The 25651-nt window shown below is 58.9% G+C and carries 20 protein-coding genes and 7 pseudogenes; 7 read left to right on the top strand and 20 right to left on the bottom strand.

The annotated features are described in order from the left end of the window. Positions 1 to 145: 145 nt before the first annotated feature. The 3 genes and pseudogenes from PGX04_RS09210 to PGX04_RS09205 form a co-directional block, all read right to left on the bottom strand. Positions 146 to 607, bottom strand: a complete 462-nt coding sequence (locus PGX04_RS09210) for a 2Fe-2S iron-sulfur cluster binding domain-containing protein (RefSeq protein WP_273738226.1) — start codon at positions 605 to 607, stop codon at positions 146 to 148. A 720-nt stretch (positions 608 to 1327) separates the two neighbouring features. Further along, positions 1328 to 1417, bottom strand: a pseudogene (locus PGX04_RS34585) (DUF7692 domain-containing protein); the annotation flags it as partial. Positions 1418 to 1451: 34 nt separating this feature from the next. Then, complete coding sequence (locus tag PGX04_RS09205; RefSeq protein ID WP_273738225.1) at positions 1452 to 2633, bottom strand: cyclase family protein; 1182 nt, start codon at positions 2631 to 2633, stop codon at positions 1452 to 1454. A gap of 205 nt (positions 2634 to 2838) precedes the next feature. Here PGX04_RS09205 and PGX04_RS09200 point away from each other — a divergent pair, with 205 nt between their 5' ends. Further along, complete coding sequence (locus tag PGX04_RS09200; protein WP_273738224.1) at positions 2839 to 3471, top strand: IS6 family transposase; 633 nt, start codon at positions 2839 to 2841, stop codon at positions 3469 to 3471. A 101-nt stretch (positions 3472 to 3572) separates the two neighbouring features. On the opposite strand, the gene PGX04_RS09195 is transcribed toward PGX04_RS09200, so the two are convergent. From PGX04_RS09195 to PGX04_RS09160, 8 genes are all read right to left on the bottom strand, one after another. After that, positions 3573 to 4361 carry an enoyl-CoA hydratase/isomerase family protein gene (locus PGX04_RS09195; RefSeq protein ID WP_273738223.1) on the bottom strand — a complete coding sequence of 263 codons (789 nt, stop codon included), beginning with the start codon at positions 4359 to 4361 and terminating at the stop codon, positions 3573 to 3575. 97 nt (positions 4362 to 4458) lie between these two features. After that, the gene (locus PGX04_RS09190) at positions 4459 to 5142 is read right to left on the bottom strand and encodes a cyclase family protein (protein WP_273738222.1); all 684 of its coding nucleotides are present in this window, start codon (positions 5140 to 5142) and stop codon (positions 4459 to 4461) included. A gap of 54 nt (positions 5143 to 5196) precedes the next feature. Further along, complete coding sequence (locus PGX04_RS09185) at positions 5197 to 5913, bottom strand: ABC transporter ATP-binding protein (protein WP_273738221.1); 717 nt, start codon at positions 5911 to 5913, stop codon at positions 5197 to 5199. Beyond that, on the bottom strand, positions 5913 to 6659 hold the full coding sequence (locus PGX04_RS09180; protein WP_273738220.1) for an ABC transporter ATP-binding protein: 747 nt from the start codon (positions 6657 to 6659) through the stop codon (positions 5913 to 5915). The genes PGX04_RS09185 and PGX04_RS09180 overlap by 1 nt, the downstream gene beginning before the upstream one ends. Then, positions 6659 to 7699 carry a branched-chain amino acid ABC transporter permease gene (locus tag PGX04_RS09175; protein ID WP_273738219.1) on the bottom strand — a complete coding sequence of 347 codons (1041 nt, stop codon included), beginning with the start codon at positions 7697 to 7699 and terminating at the stop codon, positions 6659 to 6661. The genes PGX04_RS09180 and PGX04_RS09175 overlap by 1 nt, the downstream gene beginning before the upstream one ends. Continuing rightward, positions 7696 to 8619 carry a branched-chain amino acid ABC transporter permease gene (locus tag PGX04_RS09170; RefSeq protein ID WP_273738218.1) on the bottom strand — a complete coding sequence of 308 codons (924 nt, stop codon included), beginning with the start codon at positions 8617 to 8619 and terminating at the stop codon, positions 7696 to 7698. Before PGX04_RS09170 ends, PGX04_RS09175 begins: the two co-directional genes overlap by 4 nt. A gap of 21 nt (positions 8620 to 8640) precedes the next feature. After that, entirely contained in the window at positions 8641 to 10002 is a 1362-nt protein-coding gene (locus PGX04_RS09165; RefSeq protein WP_273738217.1) for an ABC transporter substrate-binding protein, read from the bottom strand. Positions 10003 to 10154: 152 nt separating this feature from the next. Further along, positions 10155 to 11840: an acetate--CoA ligase gene (locus tag PGX04_RS09160; protein ID WP_273738216.1), complete on the bottom strand. Its 1686-nt coding sequence runs from the start codon at positions 11838 to 11840 to the stop codon at positions 10155 to 10157. Positions 11841 to 12031: 191 nt separating this feature from the next. Here PGX04_RS09160 and PGX04_RS09155 point away from each other — a divergent pair, with 191 nt between their 5' ends. From PGX04_RS09155 to PGX04_RS09145, 3 genes and pseudogenes are all read left to right on the top strand, one after another. Next, positions 12032 to 13252 carry an MFS transporter gene (locus PGX04_RS09155; protein ID WP_273738215.1) on the top strand — a complete coding sequence of 407 codons (1221 nt, stop codon included), beginning with the start codon at positions 12032 to 12034 and terminating at the stop codon, positions 13250 to 13252. A 166-nt stretch (positions 13253 to 13418) separates the two neighbouring features. Beyond that, a complete protein-coding gene (locus tag PGX04_RS09150) occupies positions 13419 to 13550 on the top strand; it encodes a hypothetical protein (RefSeq protein WP_273738214.1) in 132 nt (43 codons plus the stop codon). 65 nt (positions 13551 to 13615) lie between these two features. Continuing rightward, positions 13616 to 13885: pseudogene (locus PGX04_RS09145) on the top strand (AAA family ATPase); the annotation flags it as partial. 43 nt (positions 13886 to 13928) lie between these two features. On the opposite strand, the gene PGX04_RS09140 reads toward PGX04_RS09145, so the two are convergent. After that, a complete protein-coding gene (locus PGX04_RS09140; protein ID WP_273738213.1) occupies positions 13929 to 14855 on the bottom strand; it encodes a CAP domain-containing protein in 927 nt (308 codons plus the stop codon). A gap of 238 nt (positions 14856 to 15093) precedes the next feature. Next, entirely contained in the window at positions 15094 to 15255 is a 162-nt protein-coding gene (locus PGX04_RS09135; protein WP_273738212.1) for a hypothetical protein, read from the bottom strand. A 193-nt stretch (positions 15256 to 15448) separates the two neighbouring features. Between PGX04_RS09135 and PGX04_RS09130 the strand changes: the two genes are divergently transcribed. After that, on the top strand, positions 15449 to 15589 hold the full coding sequence (locus tag PGX04_RS09130; protein ID WP_273738211.1) for a hypothetical protein: 141 nt from the start codon (positions 15449 to 15451) through the stop codon (positions 15587 to 15589). A gap of 336 nt (positions 15590 to 15925) precedes the next feature. On the opposite strand, the gene PGX04_RS09125 is transcribed toward PGX04_RS09130, so the two are convergent. Continuing rightward, positions 15926 to 17317, bottom strand: coding sequence for an arylsulfotransferase family protein (locus PGX04_RS09125; RefSeq protein WP_273738210.1), 1392 nt, complete (start codon positions 17315 to 17317; stop codon positions 15926 to 15928). 1729 nt (positions 17318 to 19046) lie between these two features. On the opposite strand from PGX04_RS09125, the gene PGX04_RS09120 reads away from it, so the two are divergent. Continuing rightward, positions 19047 to 20417 carry a hypothetical protein gene (locus PGX04_RS09120; RefSeq protein ID WP_273738209.1) on the top strand — a complete coding sequence of 457 codons (1371 nt, stop codon included), beginning with the start codon at positions 19047 to 19049 and terminating at the stop codon, positions 20415 to 20417. Between the two features lie 207 nt (positions 20418 to 20624). Here the strand turns inward: PGX04_RS09120 and PGX04_RS09115 are convergent. Then, a pseudogene (locus PGX04_RS09115) lies at positions 20625 to 20891 on the bottom strand (transposase); the annotation flags it as partial. Between the two features lie 22 nt (positions 20892 to 20913). Beyond that, a pseudogene (locus PGX04_RS09110) lies at positions 20914 to 21578 on the bottom strand (IS6 family transposase). A 438-nt stretch (positions 21579 to 22016) separates the two neighbouring features. Between PGX04_RS09110 and PGX04_RS09105 the strand changes: the two are divergent. Further along, a pseudogene (locus PGX04_RS09105) lies at positions 22017 to 22454 on the top strand (IS630 family transposase); the annotation flags it as partial. A 289-nt stretch (positions 22455 to 22743) separates the two neighbouring features. On the opposite strand, the pseudogene PGX04_RS09100 reads toward PGX04_RS09105, so the two are convergent. The 4 genes and pseudogenes from PGX04_RS09100 to PGX04_RS09085 form a co-directional block, all read right to left on the bottom strand. Next, a pseudogene (locus PGX04_RS09100) lies at positions 22744 to 23151 on the bottom strand (IS66 family transposase); the annotation flags it as partial. A gap of 200 nt (positions 23152 to 23351) precedes the next feature. Beyond that, positions 23352 to 23559: pseudogene (locus PGX04_RS09095) on the bottom strand (phosphoenolpyruvate carboxylase); the annotation flags it as partial. A 54-nt stretch (positions 23560 to 23613) separates the two neighbouring features. Then, positions 23614 to 24399: an inositol monophosphatase family protein gene (locus PGX04_RS09090; RefSeq protein ID WP_273738208.1), complete on the bottom strand. Its 786-nt coding sequence runs from the start codon at positions 24397 to 24399 to the stop codon at positions 23614 to 23616. A 63-nt stretch (positions 24400 to 24462) separates the two neighbouring features. After that, the gene (locus PGX04_RS09085) at positions 24463 to 25644 is read right to left on the bottom strand and encodes an ABC transporter ATP-binding protein (RefSeq protein WP_377042446.1); all 1182 of its coding nucleotides are present in this window, start codon (positions 25642 to 25644) and stop codon (positions 24463 to 24465) included. Between the last annotated feature and the right edge of the window lie 7 nt (positions 25645 to 25651).

The raw sequence follows: 25651 nt of genomic DNA, 5'->3' as shown, positions 1-25651 counted from the left end.
GAGGAAGTCATCCACAATTCAAGCGTTATCCGCAGGTTGAACTGTACCGTCTACGAGGTACCGATCACTCCGGTCGACGAGCGTGCGGACGACATCGTCGATCGAATCTCATGAAAAACGCCGGCAGCGAGTGCTCTGTGGGTAGCTATAGACCGCTACCCGGGTTGCCGTTTGCTTCCGGCGCTGCGTTGAACACGATCTGTAGGGTATCGCTATTCGGTTTTGCGACGCAGGTGAGCCGCAAATCGCGTACCTCGACTTCCTCGTCGGAGAGGGCGAGATTCATATCCATCTTCGCCTCGCCGCTTTTCAGGACTGCTGTGCAGACGTTACAGGTGCCCGATCGACACTGTGAGCCCCATTTGAGGTCGTTCGCCTCCGCCGATCGTAACAGCGTTTCGTTGCGATCGATCTCGACTGTTCCGTGATCGCGCTCGCTGAGCTCCGCCGCTGCAGCCTTTTCGAAGAGATCGTGGTCTTCGACGCTCCACCCGTTCTTGACGACGGCTCTGTAGTTGAGGTATTCGAGTTCCGCGGGAGGTGAATCCTCTGCCGTGTCGGTGTTCTCTTCGACCCCGGGACCGACCGCGGGGAGTTCGATATCCATATGCTGTGGTATCGATGCACACAGTTATATTTTTCCTCAATACCCGTCTCAGGCGTGAACTGTAATCTCCGTTCAGTCGGGCGATTCAGAGAGGGAGGATTGCATGCCCGATCGATCGGGGGCAGTGCCGACAACGATTGACGTATCCGTTCGCCCGCTCGCGTACAGCGGCGACGGTGAACTCGGCGTTGGCGACCAACTCGCGCCAGTACGTCGCCGGCCTGGTCTGGCATCCGCTGCCAATCAATATTGAACCATTCCTTGGTGATCATATCTGCGGTAGGCTCGGGTGCCTCACCGGGTGGGCAGGTCGGCTCTGCTGCGGTGATAGTTGTTAGAGTACTACCACCAAGTACCACGCCAGTAACTGCGATGAATGTGCGTCGTTTGATCCCCTCCCCTTTGATCCTGTTCGACATACCACGCACACACCTAGCCACTATTTGAAGTTAACATAGTGGTGGTTTCCTGACATATAACGTCTACGACCAGCAAGCGCTATCTCGCCGGCCTGAAGGTAATTCCTGAATCTGGTCGATCGCGCTGTCGGGGATGGCAGTAGCGCCCTCAAGGCGAGCTACCAATCTTCTTCGGGCTCATTCGTCTCGACGTAGCCGCCGGCCATCGGATCATGGCCCTCGTAGGCGGTGCTGATGATCGTCAGCGGCTCGGAATCAGCGATCATCTCGTGGAGGCGAAGATCTCGATTGACTCTATTTTCTAATCGGTGTCGACGACGATCTCGGATTTGACTTCGAACGTCACTGCTCGCGACGACAACGTCTCGGCGATCTCCTGACGTTGCTTGAGGGCTTCGCTCGCGATCGTCGCGGCCTTCTCGAAGCTACGTGCATTCCTCTGAATCGGTCGCCTTCAGAGCGACAGGATTAACTGGTCCACCTGTCGCCCGTTCGACGTGCAGCGGTGCAGCCGTTAACAGGAAGTCGTAGATGCCGTCGTCCGCACACTGAGCTGCGAGCTCTTCGAGGCGCATGACCTCGGTGAGCGATACGCCGAGATCGCGAAGGAGCGCGCCGTGCAACGGGATAACATACTGCTCGCCGTCGATAGTCTGGACGACCTTTTCGACGGCGACGTTATCCGCGCCGATCATTGGGATTTCCATCTCATGGATCCACCGGACGAGTTCCTCGCTGAAGGTTAGCCCGGGTTCGTTCAGCGGGTCCCACTCGGCGTCGGGGTCGACGACACGTTCCATTGCGCCGGTTCTGATCAGCAGAATGTCCCGCTCTTGGAGCTCGACACTCTGGCTCTCTGCGGTCGCGTGCAGGTCATTGAGGGTCACCTCGGCCCCGAGGTCGAGCCAGCCGCGGTCGTCGCCTTGCACCCGACCGACATCTAAGAGGACGCCGCGTCCGGCGACGCCCGAGTCGGCTAGGGACGCGATGTCGGCGGCGCCGTGGCCCCGCGTCGACTCTATGTCGGCGGGTTCGCCCTCGACGCAGCCGGGGACTGCGCGGTTGAACTCCTTGGTCTCGGCGGTCACCATCTCGTCGCGGCCGTTGTACACCTGGTCGCCGTACCAGGCGTGGCCGAGCGCGTCCATGTGGGTCGCGCCGTGGAGAAACAGTTCCGTGACGAACCGGTCGTCCGAGAACTTCATCCCGCCGGGTTCGGGTTCGGTCTCGCCCTCGGCGTAGGTCAGGGCGTCCTGCGCGTTGTCGCGCCGGCCCGGCGTCCGCCCCGGAAACAGCGGGTCGCCAGTCTCGGTTGTCGGTGGTTCCGTCTCCTCGGCGAGGACGTCTATCGTCTCCCCAGTTATCGGCAACTGGAGCGTGAACCTTTCGATCGATTTCGGGCCGCGCTGTATCGCCGCCTGCATTCCTTCGAACGCCTCTTCACTCCCCAAGAAGTTGAGTGCACCGAGTTCGTCGTCCTCCCCCCACCGACCCCAGTTGCTTGGGAGATCCGCGAACATTTCCTCGAGGTCGGCATCCGTCGCCGCAACCGTATCGATGCTCAATCCGGCCGCGGCCAGAGATGCGACTGCACCACACCCTCGCATGAAGTTTCGTCGGTCGACGGTCGATCTGTCGCAACCATCTGAATCATGATAGTGTTCAGTCATCGTGAGCCTCGGTAACATTACCGTGTATAAGCTACAATAAAAATACTTCTCTTCTATAGAGATTATCCTCGTCGGCGTCGACACCGAGGCGTGCTGTTTCGGTAAGCGTGAACAGTGAGGCGGTACGGTTTTCTGGTGCTCTATGCCAAAAATCGACCGCCTCAGTGGTTGTAGCGACTGGATTGGTTTGGGTTTTGTGGAGCGAGAGCGGACACCGCGTCAACTGATGGAGCTTGGTATTCGCCTCTATTTTGCTGGCCTCTCGCTTTCGAATACCGTTCGAGAATTAGAGAAGTTCGGTGTCAAACGCAGTCGAAAGGCAGTCCATGACTGGGTTCATAAGTGCGATCTACAGCCGACAGATGATGCGAGTCCAAATCACGTCGCGCTCAACGAGACAGTGATTCAACTTGACGATCATCGCTATTGGCTGTACACTGCTGTCAATCCAGAAACGAACAAAATTCTCCATATACGGCTATGCTCGACGACTACGACTGCGTTGACAGAACGGTTCCTGTACGAACTCACTGAGAAACATAATCTTGATGCCGTGTTTCTCGTCGATGGGGCAAAACATCTCCAGATTGCACTCCGTCGATCCGGACTCCGATTTCGATACGAAAAACATGGAAATCGGAACGCTGTTGAACGTGTCTTTCGCGAGATAAAACGACGTACCTCTTCGTTCTCAAATTGTTTCAGTCACGCACAACCGTCAACAGCCGGATCGTGGCTCCAAGCCTTCGCCGTCTGGTACAATGCTACAAACTAAACACGACCCTATCAGGAAGACGAGATCAAGCGACGGGTCGCCGACTTCTTCGATGACTGACCGCCGGTGCTATCGGTCTTCGAATGTCGACTCGATCGGTGTTACCGACCCTCGAACTCCGGCTCCCGGCGCTCTAACTGCGCCTCGAATCCTTCTTTCCGGTCGCGGGTCCCGTACACCCGCATCGCCAGCCGGTGCTCGGTCGAGAGCCCGGCCTCGAGGGGCACGTCGAACGTCGCCTGAAACGCCTCGAGCGCGTTTTCGATGCCCAGCGGTGCCTTCTCGGTCAGTTCGTTGGCGAGTTCCGTCGCGCGGTCGTCGACGGCGTCCTCGGCGACGACCTCGGTGACGAGGTTACACTGTGCCGCCTCCTCGGGGTCGACGTAGTCGCCCGTCAGCACGAGTTCCTTGGCCTTCCCGATGCCGACGATTCGAGGCAGGCGCTGGGTCGAGCCCTGATGCGGGAAGATTCCCAGGTTCACCTCGATGATGCCGTACTTCGTCTCCGCGCCCAGCACGCGGAGGTCTGCGGGGAGCGTGAGCTCGAACCCGCCGGCGATGCCGGCCCCTTTGATACCCGCGACGATCGGCGTCGTCGTCTCGTCGATCGTATCCAGTAGTTCGCGGAACGCGCGGTGGAACTCGTCGTGCTCGTCGACGTCCTTCTCGTGCATCATCTCGAGTTGGAAGCCGGCACAGAACACCGATCCCTCGCCCAGCAGTGTCGCGGCGCGGACGTCGTCGTCCTCGTCGACCTCTCCGATGGCGGCGGTGAGATCCGCGACGGTCGCCTCGTTCATCGCGTTGCGTTTCTCCGGGCGATCGATGATCACGTCGGCGCGCGTTCCGTCGCGCTCGATCCGAACGTGACCGTTTCCGATTTCGGACATACGGCCCACTCACCAGGGAGCAGTAAAAGCGTTTTCCCGGTCTGTCCGAGAGACAGGTATCGTCACCGATGTGTCGGCGATCGCATCTCGAGACGAGTTACGGCGCGGCCGTCGGGGTCGCGACGAACCGTGCGGGCGCGCCATCGCCCCCGCGGAGGGACAGCGGAAATCCGAAGACGGTCGGACGGGTACCGGCCAGCGAGGCCGGGATACTGAGGTGCTCTGCAATGACCACACCCTCCGACAGCAGTGTGTGATGGATCGGATACTCGTCCCAGCCGTCGGGTCGCGTAGCGCGGGGCCGGTCCGGACTCGGCGTGTCGACGGCCAGCAGTTTCACCCCCTGCTCGAGCAGCCAATCGCCGACGTCGGACGCGAGCCACGGGTACCGCTTGTACTCCTCGCAGTCGTATCGGTCGCCCCAGCCGGTCCGGATGAGGAGGATATCGCCGGATCGAACGTCGTCCGCGGCCGCCGCCAGTTCGGCGACGGTGATCGGTTCGGATTCCTCGCGGGCCACATCGACAACCGTCGCGGGACCGGCGAAGCGCTCGAGCGAGATTTCGTCGATTGTTGCGCCGTCGGCGATCATGTGTCGGGGCGCGTCGACGTGCGTGCCGACGTGAGTCGGTGTCCCGATCCACTGGGCGTTGACCCCATCGCGATCGACGTCGTTGATCGTCTCGAGCTCGGGGGCCGGAAGCGCCGCCGAGTGTGGGACGTCGCCGTCGAACGGCTGGGTGAGGTCGATCCAGTCCGTGTGGGGTAGGTCATCGGTCATGGTCGAAGAGACGGATCGGCGGACGGTAGACGCGATGGTCAGCGGTGGTATCGGTCAGGCACCGCCGATGATCTGCATCAGTTCTTCGTCTTCGGTGACCGCCGCGGCGTCGTCCGTCTCAGCGATGATCTCGCCGCGCTCGATGACGTATAACCGGTCGACGAAGTCCTTGATCTGATTGATCTGGGATTCGGCGACGAAGACGGCGGCATCGAATTCCTCGCGGATTCTCGGAATGCTCTCGATCAGGTCCTGCTTGATGCTCGGTGCGAGTCCCTCGAACGGTTCGTCTAACAGGACCAGTTCCGGTTCGGCGACGAGCGCGCGAGAGACGGTGACCATCTGCTGTTGTCCCCCGGAGAGTTTCCCGGCCGGCTGGTCGAGGAAGCTCTCCATCGCGGGGAAGATGTTGAGGACGACCGAGAGTCGGTCATCGAAATCAATCGAATCGTTGTCACCGCCCCACAGCGCCATTTCGATGTTCTCTCGAGACGTCAGCTTCGAGATGAGACGGCGGTCCTCGGGTGCGAAGCCGATCCCGAGACGCTTGCGTTCGTGGGTTGGGGCATTCGTGATGTCCTCGCTGCGGAACGACACGGACCCTTGCTGGACAGTCTGGAGCCCCATGACGGAGCGGAACGTCGAGGTCTTGCCGGCCCCGTTCCGACCGATGATGCCAACGGTTTCGCTCTCGTCGACTGCGAGGTCAATGTCCCGCAGCACGGTGATGTCCTCGATCGAGGCGTCGACACCGTCGAGTTCGAGCAACATCACTCCTCACCCCGGATGCGCTGTTTGACCGTCTGATCCTCGAGTACTTCCTCGGGCGTGCCGTCGATGAGCTTGCGCCCCTGGTCCATCGCGACGACGCGTTCGGCGTAATCGGCGACGAGTTCCATGTCGTGTTCGATGAACAGTACCGCCGAATCGGAGGTCTCGAAGAAGTTCTGTAGTCGGTCCATGATGGCGTACTTGTTCTCCGTCGCGACGCCGCTGGTCGGCTCGTCAAGGATGAGCAGTTTCGGTCGCATCGCGACACTCATGCAGACATCGAGGATCTTCTTGTCCCCGTGCGGGATCGCTTCGGCCTCCGTCTCCCGCTTCTTCGCGAGGCCGAATTCGTCGAGCAGGCCGACCGCTTCGGCGCGGGTGTCGTTCTCCCAGTCGAGCACGGTAAACAGGGAATTGTTCTTCTGATCCCGGGAGAGGATCGCCGAGCGGACGTTCTCGACGAGCGTGAGGTCGTCGCAGACCCGCGGAATCTGAAAGGAGCGGACAAGTCCTGCTTGAGCACGGTCGTGGACCGGCGACCCCTTCAGCGATTTCCCGTCGAAGACGATCTCGCCGGATGTCGCGTCGAGCACGCCGGTCAGCAGGTTTACGAGAGTCGTCTTGCCGGCACCGTTCGGGCCGATGATGCCGACAATCTCGCCGCTGTCAACTTCGAAGTCCATCTCGTCGACGGCCCTGAGATCGCCGAACTCCTTGGTCAATCCCTGGGTCTCGAGGACGGACATCAGCGCTCACCTCCGCCGTCTCGCCAGTTTTGAATCCTGCGACGGATCCGTGCCCCGATACCTGAGATGCCCTCGGGCTCGAACACGATCACGAGGAACAGGACAAACCCCATCATGAAGTGCCAGTACTCGGTCAACTGCTGGGCCTGGCTGCGGATGAGGATGAACGCGCCCGCGCCGGCGATCGGGCCGAAGAACCAGCCAGTGCCACCGAGGACGGTCATGAAGGCCAGCTCGCCGGAACGCGACCAGTGGAGCACCGTGTCCGGCGTGACGTGACCGTTGAGGAACGCGTACATCGCGCCTCCGAGACCGGTGAAGACGCCGGACATGATGCTCGCGTACCACCGGTAGCGCCGGACCGGGATGCCGATAGCGCGCGCTCGCTCCGGGTCGTCCCGGATGGTCTTGAGCGTGAGGCCGAACGGCGAGTGCATGAACGTCCACAGCAACACGACCGTCCCCACGAACGCGATCAGGATGACGTAGTAGAGGGCCCCCATCAGATAGCCTGCGTACCCCCATACCGTGAGGTAGTTGATACCGGCGATGGTTGGCGTCGTGATCGCGACGCCGTCGGTGCCCCCGGTGACGGTGTACATCTTCACCGTCAGCACGTAGATCAGGTGTGCGAGCGCCAGCATCAACAGCGCGTAGTACACCTCGGTGTGGCGAACCGAGATGAAGCCGATGACGACCGCGATGGTCCCCGCGACGAGGACGCCGAACGGGATCAACAGGAGCAGTTCGCTTATCCCGTAGAACTGCATCGCGAGTCCGACCGCGTACGCCGACCCGCCGAAGAAGGCGGCGTGCCCGAACGAGAGCAGGCCGGTGTAGCCCAACAGCACGTTGTACGCCAGCGCCGCGATGGCGAACGCGAGTATCTGCCCCAGCAGGAACACCTCGTACTGCCCCGTTCCGGGCAGGTACGGAAAGGCGAATGCGCCGACCAGCAGCAGGGCGCCGGCGGCGCTCGAGAGATTGCCGAACCGCTGTCTGATACCGACCGCAACTCCAGTTTTCGTGTCCTGACTCATGCTTCTATTTCTCCGAACAGTCCGGTTGGTTTAATCAACATTATGACGGCCATCAGGAGGAAGACGAGCGCCAACTCGAGGATTGGCACGTAGTACGCCCCGTAGGCCTGTACCATGCCGATGATTAGCGAGGCAGCGATGGCACCCTTAAGACTCCCGAGACCGCCGATGACGAGCACCGCGAACGCGAGAATGACGAACTCGAGTGCCAACCCAGTCGTCATAGAGGCGGTCGGGAGGTAGAGAGCGCCGCCGAGCGCCGCCAGCGCGATACCGATGACGAACACTTTAAGGTGGATCGACCGCGTGTCGATCCCGGCGAAGCTGACGGCTTCCTCGTCCTCGGCCATCGCGAGCGTGATCTTTCCGAGGCGGGTCTCCTCGAAGAAGTAGTAGAGCGTGCCGGCGACCAGGGCGGTGACGAGGATTGTCAGCACTGACCACCACGGGTACGTTCCTCCGGGGAGGCTGAACGTACCGAGCAGGTTCGACGGTGCCGTCGCGCTCACCGGCTCGCCACCCCAGATGTACTTCATCGCATCCTCCATCATCAGGATGATCCCGAACGTTGCTAGCAGTTGGTAATCGTCCTCGAGGCCGTACAGCGGCTTGAACGCGGTCCGTTCCATCACCAGGCCAATCGCCGAGACGACGGCCGGGACGACGACGAGGATCAAGACGAGAAAGACGACGAACAGGCCGACGAACCCGAGGCTCCCGCCGACCGCGCCGACGGTCGCGTGGACGAGGCTGGCAGCCAGATACGCCCCGAGTGGTAGGAAAGCCGCGTGGGCGAGGTTCAAGAAGTTGAGCATCCCGTAAATCAGGGATAGGCCGGTGCCAAGCAGGAACAGCGTCGCCGCTCCCGACAGGCCGTTGAGAAGGATTACCAGTTGTTCGCTGATGAGTTGTTGAACCATGAGTTGTATACTGGTTGTGGGCTACAATTGGTCGATCCACTCGCCGGTGGTCATCGACGCGGGCGGGTTGACCTGTTCGGAAGTGATCCAGACGGTATCCCTGAGCGCGACCCGATCCTCTTGGGGATCCGAGAACCCGTAGAAGGAGGGTTCGGTGACGTTGTGGCTCCCCTGTGGCATGTTGACGAAGCCGCTGGGCGAGTTAAAGCCGATTCCCTCCATTGACTCCACCCACTGGTCTTTCGAGGGGTACTTGCCGCTCAGGTTGTACGCCCGCTCGACCGAGTAGACGTACGCCCAGATCGCCTGCCAGGCGTGGAACGCGCCGTGTGCGTACGGCGGTTCGTCGTACTCGTCCTGGTAATTCTGGACGAACTCCTCGTGGAGCGTATTCCACTGCTGGGTGCCGAAGGGGTAGTGCGGGCCGCGAGCGCCAAAAATGATCCCCTCCGGAATCTCGTCCGGAATGTTCCCCATCACGTGACTCCCCGCGGTGAAACAGGGAATCGTGTCGTCGAACAGCCCCTGATTGTTCGCTTGCGTGATGAAATTCACTGCGTCGCCGCCCCAGTGGCTCGAGTAGATGAAGTCCGGATTGGTGCTGTTGAGCGCGCTGATCGTCGAACTGTAGTTGTCGTTCGGGAACGGCGTGAACCGCGCGTCGACGAGTTCGACGTCGATACCGAGGCTCTCGACGGCTCGTTCGAACAGATCCCAGTTGTTCCGCCCGAAAGCGTAGTCCTGATTGACGCCCGCGACGGTCTCGACTTCGGGGAGAGCGTTTTGCAAGAGCCGCGCCGCGCCGACAGCGTCGGTCGAACTGCTCGCACACGTCCGGAAGACGTACTGCGGGTCCGTCACCGCGTCGTCGAACAGGTCCGTCGTCCCCGTGTCCCAGACGACCGTCGGCTGCTCGAGTTCCTCCGCGATGGGTGCGACCGACAGCACGTTCGCGCTCGAGATGTATCCGAAGATCACGTCGAAGTCCTCGCGGGTCGCCAGCCGCCGGTACTGTTGGACGACCTCGTCGACGTTTTCGTCGAACTCTTCCATTTCGATCTCGCGTTCGCCCAAGATCCCACCGCTCTCGTTGATCCGATCGACGGTCATCCTGGCCGATTGCATCATCGGGACGCCGAAGACGGACGCCGAGCCGGACGTAAAGCCGATGCAAGCGATTCGGAGCGGTTCGTCGGGGATCGGGCCACCGCCCGACCCGACCTCACCCTGGTCTGCGGGGTTGCTACACCCGGCGAGCCCCATTGACGCCGCGACGGTCGCGGTTCCGGCTCCCTTTATGAACCGTCGCCGACCAATCTTCTCTTTGATATTCGGGATCCCACGCTTCACGATTTTGCCATCAGGATCGAACGACGATGCCATATCGTGCCATGACATTACAACCCATAATAAATATTATCCCTAGTTGAAATGTTATTTCGAACGATTGTTTACTTTAGGATAGTCACAGCGATCTAGAAACGATAGCTATTTCCGGTGATTTCGAGGGGTTCAACCGACTTGACCGTCAGTACTCATTCGAGGATCCCCTCGCGTTCCTCGAGCGAGGTCCGACGGATCTTGCCGGACGAGGTCTTTGGGAGTTCTGCGAGGAACTCGATGTCCTGTGGATATTCGTACTTCGCGAGTCGGTCGCGGATCTCCTGACGAAGACGCTCCTTGATCTCGGGAGATGCCTCGTAGCCCTCGGCGAGCACGACGAAGGCCTTCGGAACTTCCCCGCGCTCGTCGTCGGGAACGCCGATGACGCCGGCGTCCGCGACCGCGTCACTGTTCGCCAGCGCCTCCTCTATCTCGACGGGGCCGATGCGATAGCCCGCACTGATGATGACGCTGTCTTTCCGCGAGACGAACTCCAGATAGCCGTCCTCGTCCATTCGTCCGAGGTCCTCAGTGAGCAGCCAGCCGTTGCGGACCTTCCGATTCGTCTGCTCGGGTTTGTTCCAGTACTCTTTGAAGCAGACCGGGTTCCCCTCGTATCGGACGGCGATCTCGCCGACTTCACCGGTTTCGACCGTCTCCTCTGCGGTGTCCGGATCGACGATCGCGATCTCGTGGCCCGGCGCGGCGCGGCCGATCTTACCGTCGCGGAACTCGGCCAGTGCCGTACAGTCTCCGGCGAGCATGTTCGCTTCGGTCTGGCCGTACGCTTCGTGGACGGCAGCGCCGTCGAAGACGTTTCGCGCCCACTTGACGATCGTCCGGCCGAGCGACTCGCCACCGCTGGGCAAGCATCGAATGCTGGAGACGTCCCACTGACCGGGATTGTCCAGTCGCTCCAGCATTCGGAGCGCCGTCGCGGGGCCGAAGAAGACCGAGACGCCGTGCCGTTCGATGATCTCCATCGCGGTCTCGGGATCGAACGACTCGTCGGCGGTGTGGGCGACCACCGGTTTCCCGTAGAACAGCGCCGGGAAGACCACGTCGAACAGCGTTGCCACCCAGGCCCACTCCGACGGCGTCCAGAACACGTCGCTCTCCCGCAGTTCCATGTTACAGAACCCGGTGACAACCAACGGGAGGTTCCCGAGGAGCACCCGATGTGCGTGCCTGACGCCCTTCGGGTCACCTGTCGTCCCCGACGTGTAGATGATGATGGCGTCATCCCCAGCGGCCGTCTCCACGGTTTCGAACTCCCGCGAATGCGAGTCGACTAGGTCCCGGAAGGCGAGTTCATCTCCCTCGGGTTCAACGTCACCGACCGCGACAACAGTCTCGAGTGACGGGGCACTGCTTGCGACGTCTCGAAGCGTCTCGACGTTCGAGTCGTTGACGAAACAGGCGACCGCATCGGCGTCGTTCAGCCGGTAGGAGACGGCCTCCGTCCCAAATAGTGTACTCAGCGGGACCGAGACTGCGCCGAGCTTCCAGCAGGCAACATGGGCGACGACCGTCTCCGGCCGCTGGCGCAAGTTGATCGCGACCCGGTCGCCCCGCTCGACCCCGCGACTCCGCAGCGCGTTCGCGATCGCGTTAGCGGCATTTCGGAGTCGCCAGAACGTGTACGTTTCCCGGCCGTCCTCGCCGTCGTCGGCGAACATCGCGACCCGCCCCTTCTCGTCGGCCCACTGGTCACAGACGTACCTCGCCATGTTGAACGTCTCCGGAATCTCCCACTCGAACGCCTCGCGGAGGCTGTCGTAGTCGTCCCAGTCGTCGTCGTAAAAGTGGTACGCCTCGAGTTCGTCTATAGCTGTCATATTCTATCGAATTACTAGGCAAGTAATACAATTTATGGTGAGATATACCAACCCACACCTGTCAATCGATGTTTCAAGCGCATGGTTTCGGAAAAGAAGCCGGAAGGCGAATCGGAACCGTTCTTACTGAGAACAATTCGAGGTAGTTATAAGTAGACGAGCATGAAAAGCGTCCAATTAGTACAGTATGTGTGGACACGATTCTCGGCGGTCGATTCGGTGGGTGTGACGGAATGGGGGCCCAGCAGTCTCGAGTCGGTATCTTCGCGGCGTGTTTCCTCGTCTCGGTCGGCGCGAATGCGTACATGATCGCCCCGGCGAGCATCGTGCCACTGCTCGAGGCAGCCTTTGGAATCGACAAGGCCAGTGCCGGACTGGCGATCAGCGCGGCCGTCCTCGGCTCCGTTCTCGTCCAGCTTCCTTTCGGCTATCTAATGGATCACTACGACAACCGGCGGCTGATGACTCTCGGCACGGTCGTCTTCGCGCCCGTCGCGATCGTCGGATCGTTCGCGGGCACGTATCCGCTCTTCCTCCTGACTCGAGCCGTCGCGGGAATCGCCGGCGGTGCGCTGTTCGTCCTTAGTACCAACGTCGTCGCGCAGGTCTACAGCGGTCCCCGGCAGGGGTTCGTGACGACGGTGTTCATCGCGAGCGCGCCACTGGGGTTCGCCATCAGCCAGTTCGGCGGTCCGATCGTCGCGTCGGTGTTCGGCTGGGCGACCGTGTTCATCGTCTCGCCGCTGCTCTCGGCGGTCGGGTACCTCGTCTTTCGCCTCTCACAACCGACGTCGATCCAGACCGGCGACCAGATCACGTTCAGCGAGTTCGGGGACGCGCTGCGGAACCGATCGGTACTGCTCGTCTCGCTCTCCGGGTTCTGTTCATATCTCCTCTATATCTTCATGAACTCGTGGATGCCGACCTACGCAACGGAACGGCTGCCGCTGTCGCTCGGCGAGGCGGGTGCGATTACGGCGATATTGCCCGCGATCGGCATGGTCGCCCGACCCGTCGGTGGCTGGCTCTCGGACTACGTTGGCTACCGTCGCCGGCTTGTCGTCGTCTGCTCGCTCGCCTTCGCGCTGCCGGCGTTCTTCGTCGTCTCGAGGTCCATCTCGACGGTCCTCTTTTCGATTATTCTGCTCGGCGTCGGTTTCTCGCTCCAGTTCGGGATGGGCGTCTACTACGTGTACACGCGGGAACTCGCGGCGACCGGGTCCGGCGGGACGAGTCTCGCAGTATTCACGTCGGTCGCGTTCACCGGAACGCTCGTCTCGCCGACGCTCGGCGGCTGGCTGATCGGTGCGTTCTCCTGGGAGACGACGTTTCTCCTGTACGCCTGCATCGGAATCGCCGGCATCGGCGTCCTGTTCCTGACGGGCGACTCGAGCCCGACTCCAATCGAGTGACTCGTCAGTTGGAATCCACAGCTACGGTCACCCGCTCGTGAACCACTGACGCGAGCCACCGCTCGAGACCTGAGCCATCATCCGTCCCCGGTGAGCGACGTAATCGGACGGCCAGCGCATCACGTCCGCCACAACTCTTAACAGACCGATCATGGGGTACGGACGTGTGTCAGACCCGACACCAACGACGGTCGAGCAGACGACTCGTCGACGAGAAGCAGGAAGAACGGTCGCAGCCGAATCTAGGGTACGGCCCCTCGAGAACGCGGGCGCGTCCATCGCGGGGGCCGACCGATGAGCGCTGGAACCGACCCTGAAGCAGTCAGTTTCTTCAAGCGGGCCGCGGTTAGCGATCGCATGGTCACTCAGGGCCGGAAAGAGCGCCTCGGCCTCTTTCTGATCACGCAGGTCCCACAGGACATCCACGACGCCGTCTTCAAGCAAATCAACTCCACCGTCGTGCTGAATCTCGGCGACGAGGACGCCATCAAGAGCGTGAACATTCCGAGCAATCTCGAGTCTAACGTCCCCTACATGGAGAAGGGCCAGATGGTGGTCTACTCGCCCGATAACTTCGAACCGGTCGAGTTGATCGGCCTTCCGAAGTGTCTGATCCAGCACGGACGGGGCTGAAAAAACAGTCCGACTGACGGGGAGTCGCGCCCGCTGGCGGTACTCAACAGAAGTTCTGCGTGGCGTACACTCGGCCGTCGTCAGTGACGTAGACGCCGATACCCTCGTTCTCCCACTGGGTCGCGAGGATGTTTTCGCGGTGGCCCGACGAGTTCATCCACTGGTCGACGATGCCGTTCGCGAGTTCGCGTTCGGTCTCGTACTGGACGGTTTCCCCGCCGTCGGTCCGTACCGGCGTATCGTACCACGTCTGGGCGATGTTCTCACCCCCGGTGTACCCGTTCGCCCTGCACTCGTAGCCCGCCGCGTCGTACCTGTCGGCGAAATCGTTCCCCTCGGGGTCGACGTGCGAGAAGTAGCCGCGCTCGGCCATGTCCTCGCTGTGGCCGCGAGCGATGTCGCGGAGTTCGGTGTCGAACGAGAGTGGCTCGAGACCGCGGGCCGTCCGTTCCTCGTTTACTGCTTCATGAATATCTCGTTCGACCTGACTCCTGTCAAGGCTATCGTCGGTCGTTTCGTCTTCGGCACCCTCATCGGATTCGTCACCGTCACCGGTGCTCTCGTCGGGTTCGTCATCACCGGTTTCGGTCGTTTCGTTACCGTCTGAATCGTCACTGTCACTGACAGAATCGTCGCTCTCTCCGAGGTCGTCGAGCAGGTCCTCGAGGAACGTCGAACCGGGCAGGTCCGCGTCCAGACCCGACCGGAGATCGGTCGGCACCGACTCAAGGGCGTCGTCTCCGGACGCGCCCGTATCGACGCTCTCAGTGCCAGTCTCGGTATGCGTACTTACCGTTGTCACGCTCTCCGATTGCGTGACGGTTTCTGTCCCTGAAACCACGGACTCAGTGTCCATCGTATCGGTCGCGGACGATCCGTGGACGGGTGCTGCGGCCCCGACGCCGATCATGCTCAGTGCGAGAATCGCTGCGACTGTCGCGGTTACGACTGCGTTCGAATATCGTTTCATCGCGACCGGCCGTTCGGAGGAGAATCCGGTAGTAATACGGTCTATAAAACTGGTGGAACTATTGGAAATGGTCGAATAGATCAGCCGTACCGAGGGTACAGTCGGCGATCAGTCGGAAAGCGTAACGTATCGTCTCGGTTGCGGTCAGGAGAACGGTCGTACTGGCGACATACGGCATTGGCGGGGACGACGTTCGGGGGACATCGATCAAAACCGCCCGTCACTTCCCGGACTGGTGCTAATAGTACTGCTTGAGCCCGTCGCCAGCCCCTCGAGGTCGGGAAACGGCGTTCGCGATATTTCGACAGCGCTCCGAACAGTAGTTCCAGCGACCGTCGACGACGGGTTCGGCACAGACACGGCAGAGATTCGAGCCCGTCTGCGGGAACAGCGTATCCATCGATTTGTCAACTTCTTTTGTCCTCGACTTGGCGAGATCGTTTGTCCGGCACTGCTAGATTGAGGCTGAACTGAGCGCGGTTCTTCGAGGACGAGGATAGGTTCTCAGATGCTACCATAGATCTCGAGAAGGAGATCATGACCAGCGGTGACACTGGGGTACTGTTAAGCAGGTCACTGTTGAATGTGGGCATATGTCATACGAATTACGGTGTGACACGTGTGAGTTAGATCAGACGTTCACGGAGTGGGCCGATGCGAACTGGGCTGCCAGCAACCACGAGGCAGACAATCCGACTCACTGGGTGACCATCCTAGACACCCAGCCAGCCTGAGCCACGCGGAGTCGCTCTTGTACAATAATGTGGAATCTCGTATAGTTACACTGAAACGCCGCTAATCTGGAGGTATGTACTCTGCTCAGCCAGCGTTCGGCAGTATGTTTCGGCAACTGATTGAGTTAGGAGTCGTCTCGCCGCTAGAGTCACGATCTCTGCCAATGCCGATCGTGTGCTCGCGGCCAGCTCCACCCGGAGACTGCGCGACCCTGTCTGCTGGCACGTGGCCGGGCGAACGATGCGAACAGTGAGTCAGGGCGCTCGCAGTTGATCTTGAGCGGCGCGGAGGTGATTGACCGGAACGACACCCTGCGATAGATAACCGCTTACTCCTCATTTTCGGACGACCGGACGTTGAATTGTCCACGGAGCCCACCACAGTTCTAATCCGCCCCAAAATACGGCGGTTAACATACCAGCAGACAAGACGATCAAGTCCAAGAAGCCAAGCCACGAGGGAGTTGCGTTAGCCAAGCCATTGACGATCTTATTCGGGAGCAGGCCTTTGATACCGTTATTAATTTGGGTGGCCGATTCTTCGGAAGAAATACTGGTGTCTCCATTTGACGTTCGAGAGGGCAGGCCTGCCTCCTGAGCACTCGGCCCGCCTTCGCTTTCGTCACCTGTACCTAATCGCTCCGCCTCATATCCTGCTGTAAAGTCGAAATCCCAGACAATATCGCCCTGTTGGTTTATTTCCAACACTCTGTTCCCATGCGTATCGGTAATCAGAGTATTTCCGTTTGGTAATCGATCTGCGTCACGTGGCCATTGAATACGGCTGTCTTGCCACTCCCAGGCTTGTTCCCAGTCCCCACCCGAAGAGCGGTGATACTCCACAATCCGGTTATTCTCTGAATCAGCGATCGCCACAGCAGGCCCACCATCTGATTCGGGGATATAGTCGGGGTTGTGCTGCTCATATAGTGTACTGTGTTCTCCATCTTTACCAATCGTCCAGTTGTCGATGACGCCTTCGCCCGGCTCCAGGAATAGCACCTGATCGTGATTACGAGGGCTGAGCATAATTCGGCCATCCTCGAGCACTTCGACATCGTTCAAGTGAGCCCAGTCTTCCGAGTAGTCGCCCCCGGTCTTTAGAGAAAAGTGGTTCTGTAAACTCCATTCCCACTCAACAATACCGTTATTTACGTCGACGATGAAAACCTCGTCCGAATACATATCAGCCACAATGTAGTGCGATTCGTTGATTCGGTCGACATCATGCCATTCACTGTTATGATATTGTGGGTCAATCCGCGAATATAATGTGGTAGTCTCACCGGTTGTTAGGTTCACACGTTCAATCATTTGCCTAATGCAGGTGTCACCCTTAACCGGCTTACAAACCGACGTATCATGGACTTCATCGGTTGCGGGATACATGACTGTCTTTTCTCCCTTGGGACTGGGGTCGACATCCCAATACCCATCATGCGAGTCGTTGTAGTACAGATTTGTTCCATCCGGCCGCAAAGCAATAATATTTCCTTGTTCGTGGGAAGTTACGACTGTTATCCCGCTTCTCGAATCAGCTACAGGCGTTTGTTCCTCCCTCGGCAGGTCTGCTTGTGTTTGGAACTGCATATAGGGCTCTCTTGACGAGGCGTTATTTGCACCAATCAAAAATAATGATGCAAAAAGAATAATAATAGTAAAACATACTCGGAGGCGCTTTTTAGATAAGACTTGGCGATATTCAGCAAGTTTTGAGACCAATTCCATAATCGCTATTCCTATATTACTCCATATAAACATACCTACTGACGATCCTTTTGGTAGCAGGATAGCGTAGCTACTGTTAGTAGCCCGTCCCTGCCACGGCCACGGGCTCGCGCGTACTCCCGGCGACGGTGTATTCGTCGGCTTCGTCGATCTTGACGGACCAGTAGTGAGCTCTTCAAGGGTGGAACAACACCACGTGCGGTGTGTTCGTGCGGGCGCTGGTCGACTCTGGCGAAGTTACCCCACGATTTGGTGTCATTTTTACCTCGTGACAGGGTGTCATAGAAAAGTTCCCATTCCCTTTCTCTGTGACTACTCGACAAACGGCAAGTACAGGGCGTTTACTTAACGATGAGACGATAGAGAAGGCACTTTATTTCCCTCCACCCACACCTTTCTATGAACCGGCGAAAGGTACTCTCAACGCTACCTCTCATCGTGGGACTGTCTGGATGCAGTACTAAGGAGACTCCTACTAACGGGCAAGATCACTCTGCTGACGGGGAAGAGAATCAGCCCCCCGAAGCAGGTACCTGTCCGGCGGCGGGCTCCCCCTCCCGCCGTCGGGCCTCCCGTTGGTTGAGTTTTCCTACCGATTACCCACCAATTTCTGTTGGCGGTGAACTCAACAGGATAGCGACCCTCGATTCGACTGTCGCGTTCCCCCACACGCGACGTGCCCGCCGACCCCCAGTCATCTAGGCGGGCGTTTTCAATCCCCCAATATCGGGCCATAGAGTACGTATCAGCAGTCGGGATCATCACGACTGTCGCGTGGCCATGCGCGACGTCCGCTCATCCCGTCCGGCGCCAGTCGTTGCCCACGCGACGCCGGGCGCTCCGCTGTTCCGTTTTGGGAGTTTGAGCTCCCGTTCTGCCTACACCTGACTCGTTAGAGTGTAAATTTATTACCTATGGTAGTGATCAATGATACCATGGAAGGTGATCCATCGCACTGAATGATATCCCGACGTGTTGTCCTGCACCGCCTGCCATCATCCCACCCCGCCTGCCCTTTCGATACGATAGATCCCGCTCGCGGAACCTGGTTTTCCCTGCTTGCACCTACCCCTATGCGTCTAAAACCCGGTTGATGCGTCTCAGCCGAGTACGGGAAAAGAGTAGACATCTAAAGCAGGCCTTTCTTCTGAAGGTGCGCTTCGGCACAGTCCGTGCAGATCCCGACGTGTGTCCCGTCGGTCTCCTCTGACAGAACAAGCTGGTCAAATACGTCGAAGACGAGCAATCCTACCGAGAGGCTCCGTTGATGACAAGACTCCGCTGGTGGGGCAAGGATTGACCAGCGTCTCACGTTCTAACGGTCTCAAGCGCATCTTGTACAGCATCGTCACGCGCTTCGGACTCGATATACCACCGACGGCGTTCGTCTTGAGAAATATTCGAGGAGTGACCGCCTACCCAACGATCGGGGGTGTCATCGGCAGCTGTTGGTTAACTAGGACCGACAAGGACTTTCCCGAGTCGCTCTTGCGTAGGAGATGGACGTCAATTGAACGGTTGGTGATCGAGGGATCCGACTACGTCAACGATTCCGGCCCGGCAACCCCGCCGTGGAACTATCCAGCAGTATACGTTTACGCTCGAGTGGTCAACAATTACTTGATTGGAATGGGATCTGCGGTCAGTGAGATGACCGGTCAGGAGACGACCACTGCGAACGATCACGAAATCGTTCAGTAACACTCGAGACGTCTGGGAGGCAAACATCGTGGACGAGAGCAACTACAACTTGGCTTCAGAGGTCCCCACCGACGCCCGTGATTTATGGGAGAATAAACCCGACCTCCGTGCGAAGTATCCAAACCGGCTTGATGCAACGAGCTACGACGGCCGCAGCGGCGACCTCGGTGAGCGGATCCGAGAAGCCAGCGGGCAGGATACGATCGTTGAACTCGGCAGCGGGACCTACGAAATTTCATCGGAGGTCACGGCACAGGGCAACGTCGTTGGGATCGTTGGTGATAACGCACGGATCCACTACGTCGGGACTGGCCTCGAGAATCTATTCAACATCACGAACGTCTCCGAACTCGCGATGGAGGGCGTCACGTTCGACATCACGGAAGATCCGGCTTCGGGATCGACCGACGTGTGTATTCTCGTTTCGAGTGGCATATCAAACGCCGCGTGGATTGAGGATGTCAGACTCGAGGGACAGCGCCATCGGTGGCAGAACCTTGGTAGCGGCTACGAGACGGTCGGAAATAGATACACGTTCTTGGTCCAGGTCGACGAGGGCGCGACGGCGTTCATGCATCGGTGCGAATTCCCCGACGGAGGGACAGACATGTCGGCGGAACTCGGCACGACCGACGACCACGCGATCGGGCCAAATTGTGATTGGGCATCTCACGGCTTGCACGTCTGGAAGGAGTGTACCGCCGAAGGCTTCTTCGACAACGGGTTTTACGTCCATTCAAGCGACGCCGATGGCGAAGTGATATTGTGGGACTGCCACGCCAAAAACAACGCTAGAGGTGGAATGCGAGTCTCTGAGAATCACACGATTATCGGCGGCACGACAGAGGTCATTGATCCGATTCCCGGCGACCACGTCGGAACGCCGCTTGTGGTCAACGAGGGCGCGAATATCGATGTTATTGGCCTAACCATCCGAGCAGCGGGTAACGACTGGGGAGGAAACGCCATTCAGTTGCGGACGAACGTCGAAGAGGTCACGTTCGACAAATGCGTCCTTGACATCCAAAGCGGGAACTCACTCCCCGTTCGGATGAACCAATCGGGTAGTGCGACTACACCCACCCCTCAAATCACATTTTCGGATGTGTATTTCCACGACGATAGTGCCAACACACCGGAAATGGTCGGTGTGTCACCGCCTGGGAACACGGACAACGGCGCAACGTTGACGCTTCCAGACGCCAGCACCGCTCGGATTCTATCAGTCAATAACGACGAGTTCCTCATCGGGACGAACGGAACCCTCAATGTAGAGGGAACGACCTATACAGACCCTACAGTGACGGCGTCGACCCTTGGATTGGGTGATCCGCTGGATAGTGGCGGTTATCTCCCCGAGTTCTATTTTGAGTATGAAAATCCACCGGGAGAGTCGTAATAGTACTCAGAGACCCATCTCTCGAGTGGGGGATACTGGGGAGAACGACTTCCCGTTATACCTTACTACGAAAAGGGGTCGGTCGTGTACCCTCTTGAGGGGGCGCTAGTCCTGGCTGCGGGAGTGGTGGTCATCTACCTACTCGCCTATCTATACGAATGAGGTCAGGGAAAAGACCGGGCTACTCAGTGTCTGCTATAGTAGTCATTAGAAATAATTACTCATCTTTGGGACCGAGAGTTGGTCGAGGGTGTTGTCGATCGCTGTTGTAAGCTCAGTAAGTGACTCAAAGAATCGGTTACTGAGAGTCGCTTGCAGTTGTCGCCAGCACTTTTCGACCGGGTTTAGTTCAAGAGAGTACGCCGGCAATGTGATGAATACGAGGCCGTCACGGGCCGTCAGATCCGTGACGGCCGACGCCTGAAAGAACGGCGCTCCATCTCACACAACGAGCAGATCATCTTCGATTTTTTCATAATTCGAGAATGGGTACTGTCTAGTTTAGCACCTCTACTGGTTTCTGACCGTTGCGTGATTGGTGCGGTCGTTGTGTGTTATAGTAGTGTACGAACTGATCAAGCCTTTCTCTAACGCTCGCCCGACTGCCCACCCAGGAGTTGTAGAAACGGTCAACTCTCATTTTTAAGTGTGAAACCACTTTTCGATCAGGTTTCGGTCAACGCAGTCGAGCCGACCGCTCAATCCTACTCGAGAGAGGGCAGTCAGATAGCCGTAGCCATCAACAAGAAACGCGGGATTGGAGAGATCGTGTTCCTCGGTCAATCGGTGCAGAAATGCAGCAGCTGGATCGGTTCCCCGTTGTCCAAACACTGCAATATCAAGAATAAGCCGTCAGTCTGAATCGATTGTAGCGTACACTCAAGACCAGTCGCCGTTAATTTTGACACCGGTCTCATCAATAGTGACCCGCGACGGCGGGTCTGGGACGCTGTCAGCCAGCCGATGGACCCAGTGCCAGATCGCTTGATGAGAACGTACTACGCCAATTAAGCGAAGAATCGGTTGTGTCTCTCGGATCAAATAACTGGTTGTGTGGAGTTGGACGGAGAACATCCTGACCGGCGTCGCCGTCCGCTCACGCTCCCAACATTCACCAAATTCCGCCGTGTAGCACTCGCTGAGAAGGTCTGGGAGCATCATTCCAATCTAACCCCACGACCTGCTCGTTCCTCAAACTGCTTGTCCGTTACTCGAGCGACCTGGTCGTGTTGTTCTGCGACGCGTTCGGCCTCCTTGAGGACCGTCGTGAGATATCGATCAGTTATGATTCGACGGAGATCGAAATGCGCCTCCGTCCCTTGGCGGGCGCAGAAAGACTCGCTCTTGTGTAGAGCTACGGAAAGACCCTGTTAACCAACTAATCGAGTCAAATCGGGGTGGTGTTGGTTAAAAAGCTGCGGCTTGGCTGCGACGCGCCCCATCCTCCATCCAGATCGTTCGTGCCCACCGCGAACCTTGGTCGGAAATTGTCGCCTCCAATCGTTCCCAGACCGTCTTGAACGCTGGCGATTCACCAGTTAGGTCCGGCAGGGTTGTCTCTCACTGTTGGCGGATCACATAAACCAAGAAATCCGTCCAAGTCGGGCCGCGTGGTTTCCTCGCGGCACGCGGCTGTCTATCGAATTATCCGGACAACACGACTGGACGTGCCTTTTGGGCGCGATCACCGAGGACGGTGATCGCTTTTTCTCTCGGCTCAAAGAGCACGTGACCGCCGAACACGTCAAACATTTCAGTCTCGCGTTATGCAAAGAGTTCAAAGATAATTTGATCGTGGTGCTCGATGGAGCACCGTACTTTCAGGCGTCGGCCGTTACGGACCTGGCGGCCCGTGACGACCTTGCGTTCGTCACGTTACCGGCGTACTCTCCCGAACTAAATCCGATCGAAGAGTGCTGGAGGAAACTACAAACGGCTCTCAGTAACCGATCCTTTGGGTCACTTACTGAGCTTACGACAGCGATCGACACCGCTCTCGACCAACTCCTGGTCCCAAATATGAGAAATCATTTCTAATAGGTCCACTAGCAGGGAACATGGGTAGGTGCTATTTAACAAGTCCCTGCGCCCCTACAATGATACTTGTTATCAATAAGCAATAGGTAACCGCCAACGGATTTCCGACTAAGAGAACCGGGTCCCTCGAGCGGGATTTATCGTATCGAAGGGGCAGGTGGGGTGACGGCAGGGGGCAGACAACGCGTCGAGATACATGCCATTCGGTATGTTGGATCCCTGTTGCATTACCATTCATTACCTCTATTGGTGAGAAATATATACCCTAACGAGGCAGGTGTAGGCAGAACGGGAGCTCCTCGACGAGTCGGGGCTGACGCCCGGCGACTTGTCAAAGTGTTCGCCACACTCGGGACAGCACTCACAGGTGACCTCAATGACCTCGTCGGGGTTAGCTACTGTCCGCTACTCTGGATCGTGTCCTTCGTCCCGGCCTGGCGTTCCGCCGTCGGTTCGGACATCGTCGTCCTCGTCGTCTTGCGCAGTCGGCGACCGATGAGTCGCTGACCGGCGCTTGCTCGGCAGGGTGTGGGTTCTCGTACTTCCGGAGCCGTGACTCGAGCTTTTCGATCCGTTTGTTCTTCTCGTCGAGTTTCTCGCCCTTCCGCTTATTCTCCTGCTCCAGTTCGTCGACTCGTTTCTCAAGTTGGAGAAACCGAGAGAGCAGCTCGTCTTTGGTGAGATCGTCACCGTTCACAGAGTCCACCTCTCGGCGAGGACAGCAGAGCCAGTGGGATGGGCTCCGTGGCGGAGTCCATCCCTCAGAGCCGCACCAGATCTCTGTTGCCCGTGCATATGGCCCCCATTAAACGCCTCCTACGAGATAGTGACGAAATCAGTCTGGGCTAAACACATACGCTTGACTTGGAATTTTTTCCCTTCAGGTGGAGGTGGATGTCAACCTGTATTTTTCATTCCTGCTGCAATCCCCTTGACCGTCAGTCGGAGCGTTCGCTCCTCGATATTCGTTCGGTGGTTCCATTGAGAAAGGTACTTGGAGCATGTTCAGTGGGTCAACATACGGGTTCCGTTACCCCAAGTTTTCGCCGAGCCAGTCGCGAGTATGCAGCTGATCACGCTGGCCGATTTCCGTGATCAGGTCGGCCACTCCTCGTACATCTCCTGGAGCGTTTCCATAGGTGAGGTACTAAAGGTTCGATTACGTCACCGCCCTCCTCACGCGTTCGACGACCTCGTCGTGGGCGTTCCCGTTCGACGCGACGAGTCCTTCACAACCCGGTTTCCAGGGATTCCCCTCGATGTCGGTTACCGTCCCGCCGGCTCGTTCGACCAGCGCGATGCCGGCGATGGTGTCCCACGGGTTCGGGTCCGGTTGTAGGGACACGGCCGCATCGAGCGCGCTGGAAGCGACCATGCCGAGTGTGACTTGCGCGCAGCCGAACCGACGCAGGTCGCCGAACTGGCGTATCAATTCCCGAAGGAGGTCGCCGAACTGTTGGTCGCGTTCGGGACCGTATCGAAGGATCGGTGCGACGGTAAACCGCTCGAGATCCGTTCGAGGACTGACGGCGATCGGTTCGTCGTTCAGGGTTACGCCGTCGGCATCCGCCACGAACGTATCGCCGAGCGACGGGGCAACGGTAACTGCTGCGACGGTCTCATGGTCGCGGACGGCGGCGACGGTCGTCGTCCACAGTTGTGTCCCGCGGACGAAGTTCGTCGTCCCGTCGATCGGATCAATCACCCACGCGTTGCCGTCCTCGGGAACGGACTTCAACTCGTCTTCTTCCTCGCCGACGATAGTCGCGTTCGGATACGCGCCGCGAATGATCTCGATAACGCGGTGTTGCGTCTCGGTGTCCGCTCTGGTGACGAAGTCCATCTTCGAGTCTTTGGTTTCTACGTTCAAGTCGGTGCGGAAGTGGTTGTGTGCGATCTCGGCCCCGTCGACCGCTGCTTCGTACGCTGTGTCAGGTCGTGTCATTGTGATCTGTGGTATTCGTGACTGGAGTGCTAAACCGTGGCGAATTCGCGAGAAAGAGGGCGATCAGACGATTCGTGTCCCGTCCTCCTCGAACAGCCACGACTCCTCGGTCTGAATAGTGACGTGAACCCGCTCAGTCCCCCTCGAGATCTCGCCCTGTGGCGTGACCGCCGACAGATCGGTGCCGTCCGCAGACAGGTGGACGGCGTCCCGGTCACCGAGGGGTTCGACGACGTCGAGGTCGGCGACGAACGCCCCTCGGTCGAGTTCAAGATCCAGATACTCCGGTCGAATCCCGTAGACGACCGTCTCTCCCGCGTACTGTTCGAGGTGGTCGGCCTGCGTCTCCGTGGCCGGGATCGCGGCGAAGTCGGAGACGAGTTCGAATCCGTCGGCCGTCCGCTCGACGGTACACTCGATGAGGTTCGGGGACGGCGAGCCGATAAAGCCCGCGACGAACTTGTTGTTCGGTTCGTTGTAGATCTCGTAGGGCGTGCCGATCTGCTGGACGTACCCCTCGTCCATCACGACGATTTTGTCTCCGAGCGTCATCGCCTCCTCTTGATCGTGCGTCACGAAGATCATCGCCGTATTCAGTTCCCGTTGGATCTTCTTGACCTCGACGCGCATGTGGTCGCGGAGGTTCGCGTCGAGCGCCGAGAACGGCTCGTCGAGCAGGAACCCCGCGGGCTCCATCACCATCGCGCGGCCGAGCGAGACGCGTTGCTGTTGGCCGCCCGAAAGCGCCGACGGTTTCCGATCGAGGGTCTCGGAGAGGCCGAGCGTTTCCGCAACCTCCTTGACGCGGCGGGTCTTCTCCTCGCTCGAGAGGTCAGTGTTCATGTCCAGTCCGAACCGGATGTTCTTCCGGACGCTCATGTGCGGGAACAACGCGATGCTCTGGAAGACGAACGCGAGGTCCCTGTCTTTGGATTTTAAGCCGGTGATGTCTTCGCCGCCGACGGTGATGTCGCCCCGATCCGGCTCCTCCAATCCAGCGATACACCGGAGCGTCGTCGTTTTCCCGCAGCCGGAGGGACCGACGAGCACGACGAACTCGCCCTCGTCGATCTCGATGTTCACGTCGTCACAGGCGACGACCGAGCCCTCGTTGAACGTCTTCCGGACGCCGTCGAGTCGAATCCGGTTGCCCGAGGCGCTCGCGCCAACTGCGTTCTGGTCACTCTGCGATTCGTCCGATCGTTCCGTTCGGGTTTCCGAACCGGTATCTTCCGTCTGTTTCATGGGTTTT

It is taken from the genome of Natrinema soli, assembly GCF_028618695.1.
This window is presented reverse-complemented; position numbering and strand designations above follow the sequence as displayed.

What these genes read in the sequence shown, in the direction of transcription:
- PGX04_RS09210 (WP_273738226.1), bottom strand. Translation starts at nt 607, where the DNA reads ATGGATATCGAACTCCCCGCGGTCGGTCCCGGGGTCGAAGAGAACACC.
- PGX04_RS09205 (WP_273738225.1), bottom strand. Translation starts at nt 2,633, where the DNA reads ATGCGAGGGTGTGGTGCAGTCGCATCTCTGGCCGCGGCCGGATTGAGC.
- PGX04_RS09200 (WP_273738224.1), top strand. Translation starts at nt 2,839, where the DNA reads ATGCCAAAAATCGACCGCCTCAGTGGTTGTAGCGACTGGATTGGTTTG.
- PGX04_RS09195 (WP_273738223.1), bottom strand. Translation starts at nt 4,361, where the DNA reads ATGTCCGAAATCGGAAACGGTCACGTTCGGATCGAGCGCGACGGAACG.
- PGX04_RS09190 (WP_273738222.1), bottom strand. Translation starts at nt 5,142, where the DNA reads ATGACCGATGACCTACCCCACACGGACTGGATCGACCTCACCCAGCCG.
- PGX04_RS09185 (WP_273738221.1), bottom strand. Translation starts at nt 5,913, where the DNA reads ATGTTGCTCGAACTCGACGGTGTCGACGCCTCGATCGAGGACATCACC.
- PGX04_RS09180 (WP_273738220.1), bottom strand. Translation starts at nt 6,659, where the DNA reads ATGTCCGTCCTCGAGACCCAGGGATTGACCAAGGAGTTCGGCGATCTC.
- PGX04_RS09175 (WP_273738219.1), bottom strand. Translation starts at nt 7,699, where the DNA reads ATGAGTCAGGACACGAAAACTGGAGTTGCGGTCGGTATCAGACAGCGG.
- PGX04_RS09170 (WP_273738218.1), bottom strand. Translation starts at nt 8,619, where the DNA reads ATGGTTCAACAACTCATCAGCGAACAACTGGTAATCCTTCTCAACGGC.
- PGX04_RS09165 (WP_273738217.1), bottom strand. Translation starts at nt 10,002, where the DNA reads ATGGCATCGTCGTTCGATCCTGATGGCAAAATCGTGAAGCGTGGGATC.
- PGX04_RS09160 (WP_273738216.1), bottom strand. Translation starts at nt 11,840, where the DNA reads ATGACAGCTATAGACGAACTCGAGGCGTACCACTTTTACGACGACGAC.
- PGX04_RS09140 (WP_273738213.1), bottom strand. Translation starts at nt 14,855, where the DNA reads ATGAAACGATATTCGAACGCAGTCGTAACCGCGACAGTCGCAGCGATT.
- PGX04_RS09135 (WP_273738212.1), bottom strand. Translation starts at nt 15,255, where the DNA reads ATGGATACGCTGTTCCCGCAGACGGGCTCGAATCTCTGCCGTGTCTGT.
- PGX04_RS09130 (WP_273738211.1), top strand. Translation starts at nt 15,449, where the DNA reads ATGTCATACGAATTACGGTGTGACACGTGTGAGTTAGATCAGACGTTC.
- PGX04_RS09125 (WP_273738210.1), bottom strand. Translation starts at nt 17,317, where the DNA reads ATGGAATTGGTCTCAAAACTTGCTGAATATCGCCAAGTCTTATCTAAA.
- PGX04_RS09090 (WP_273738208.1), bottom strand. Translation starts at nt 24,399, where the DNA reads ATGACACGACCTGACACAGCGTACGAAGCAGCGGTCGACGGGGCCGAG.
- PGX04_RS09085 (WP_377042446.1), bottom strand. Translation starts at nt 25,644, where the DNA reads ATGAAACAGACGGAAGATACCGGTTCGGAAACCCGAACGGAACGATCG.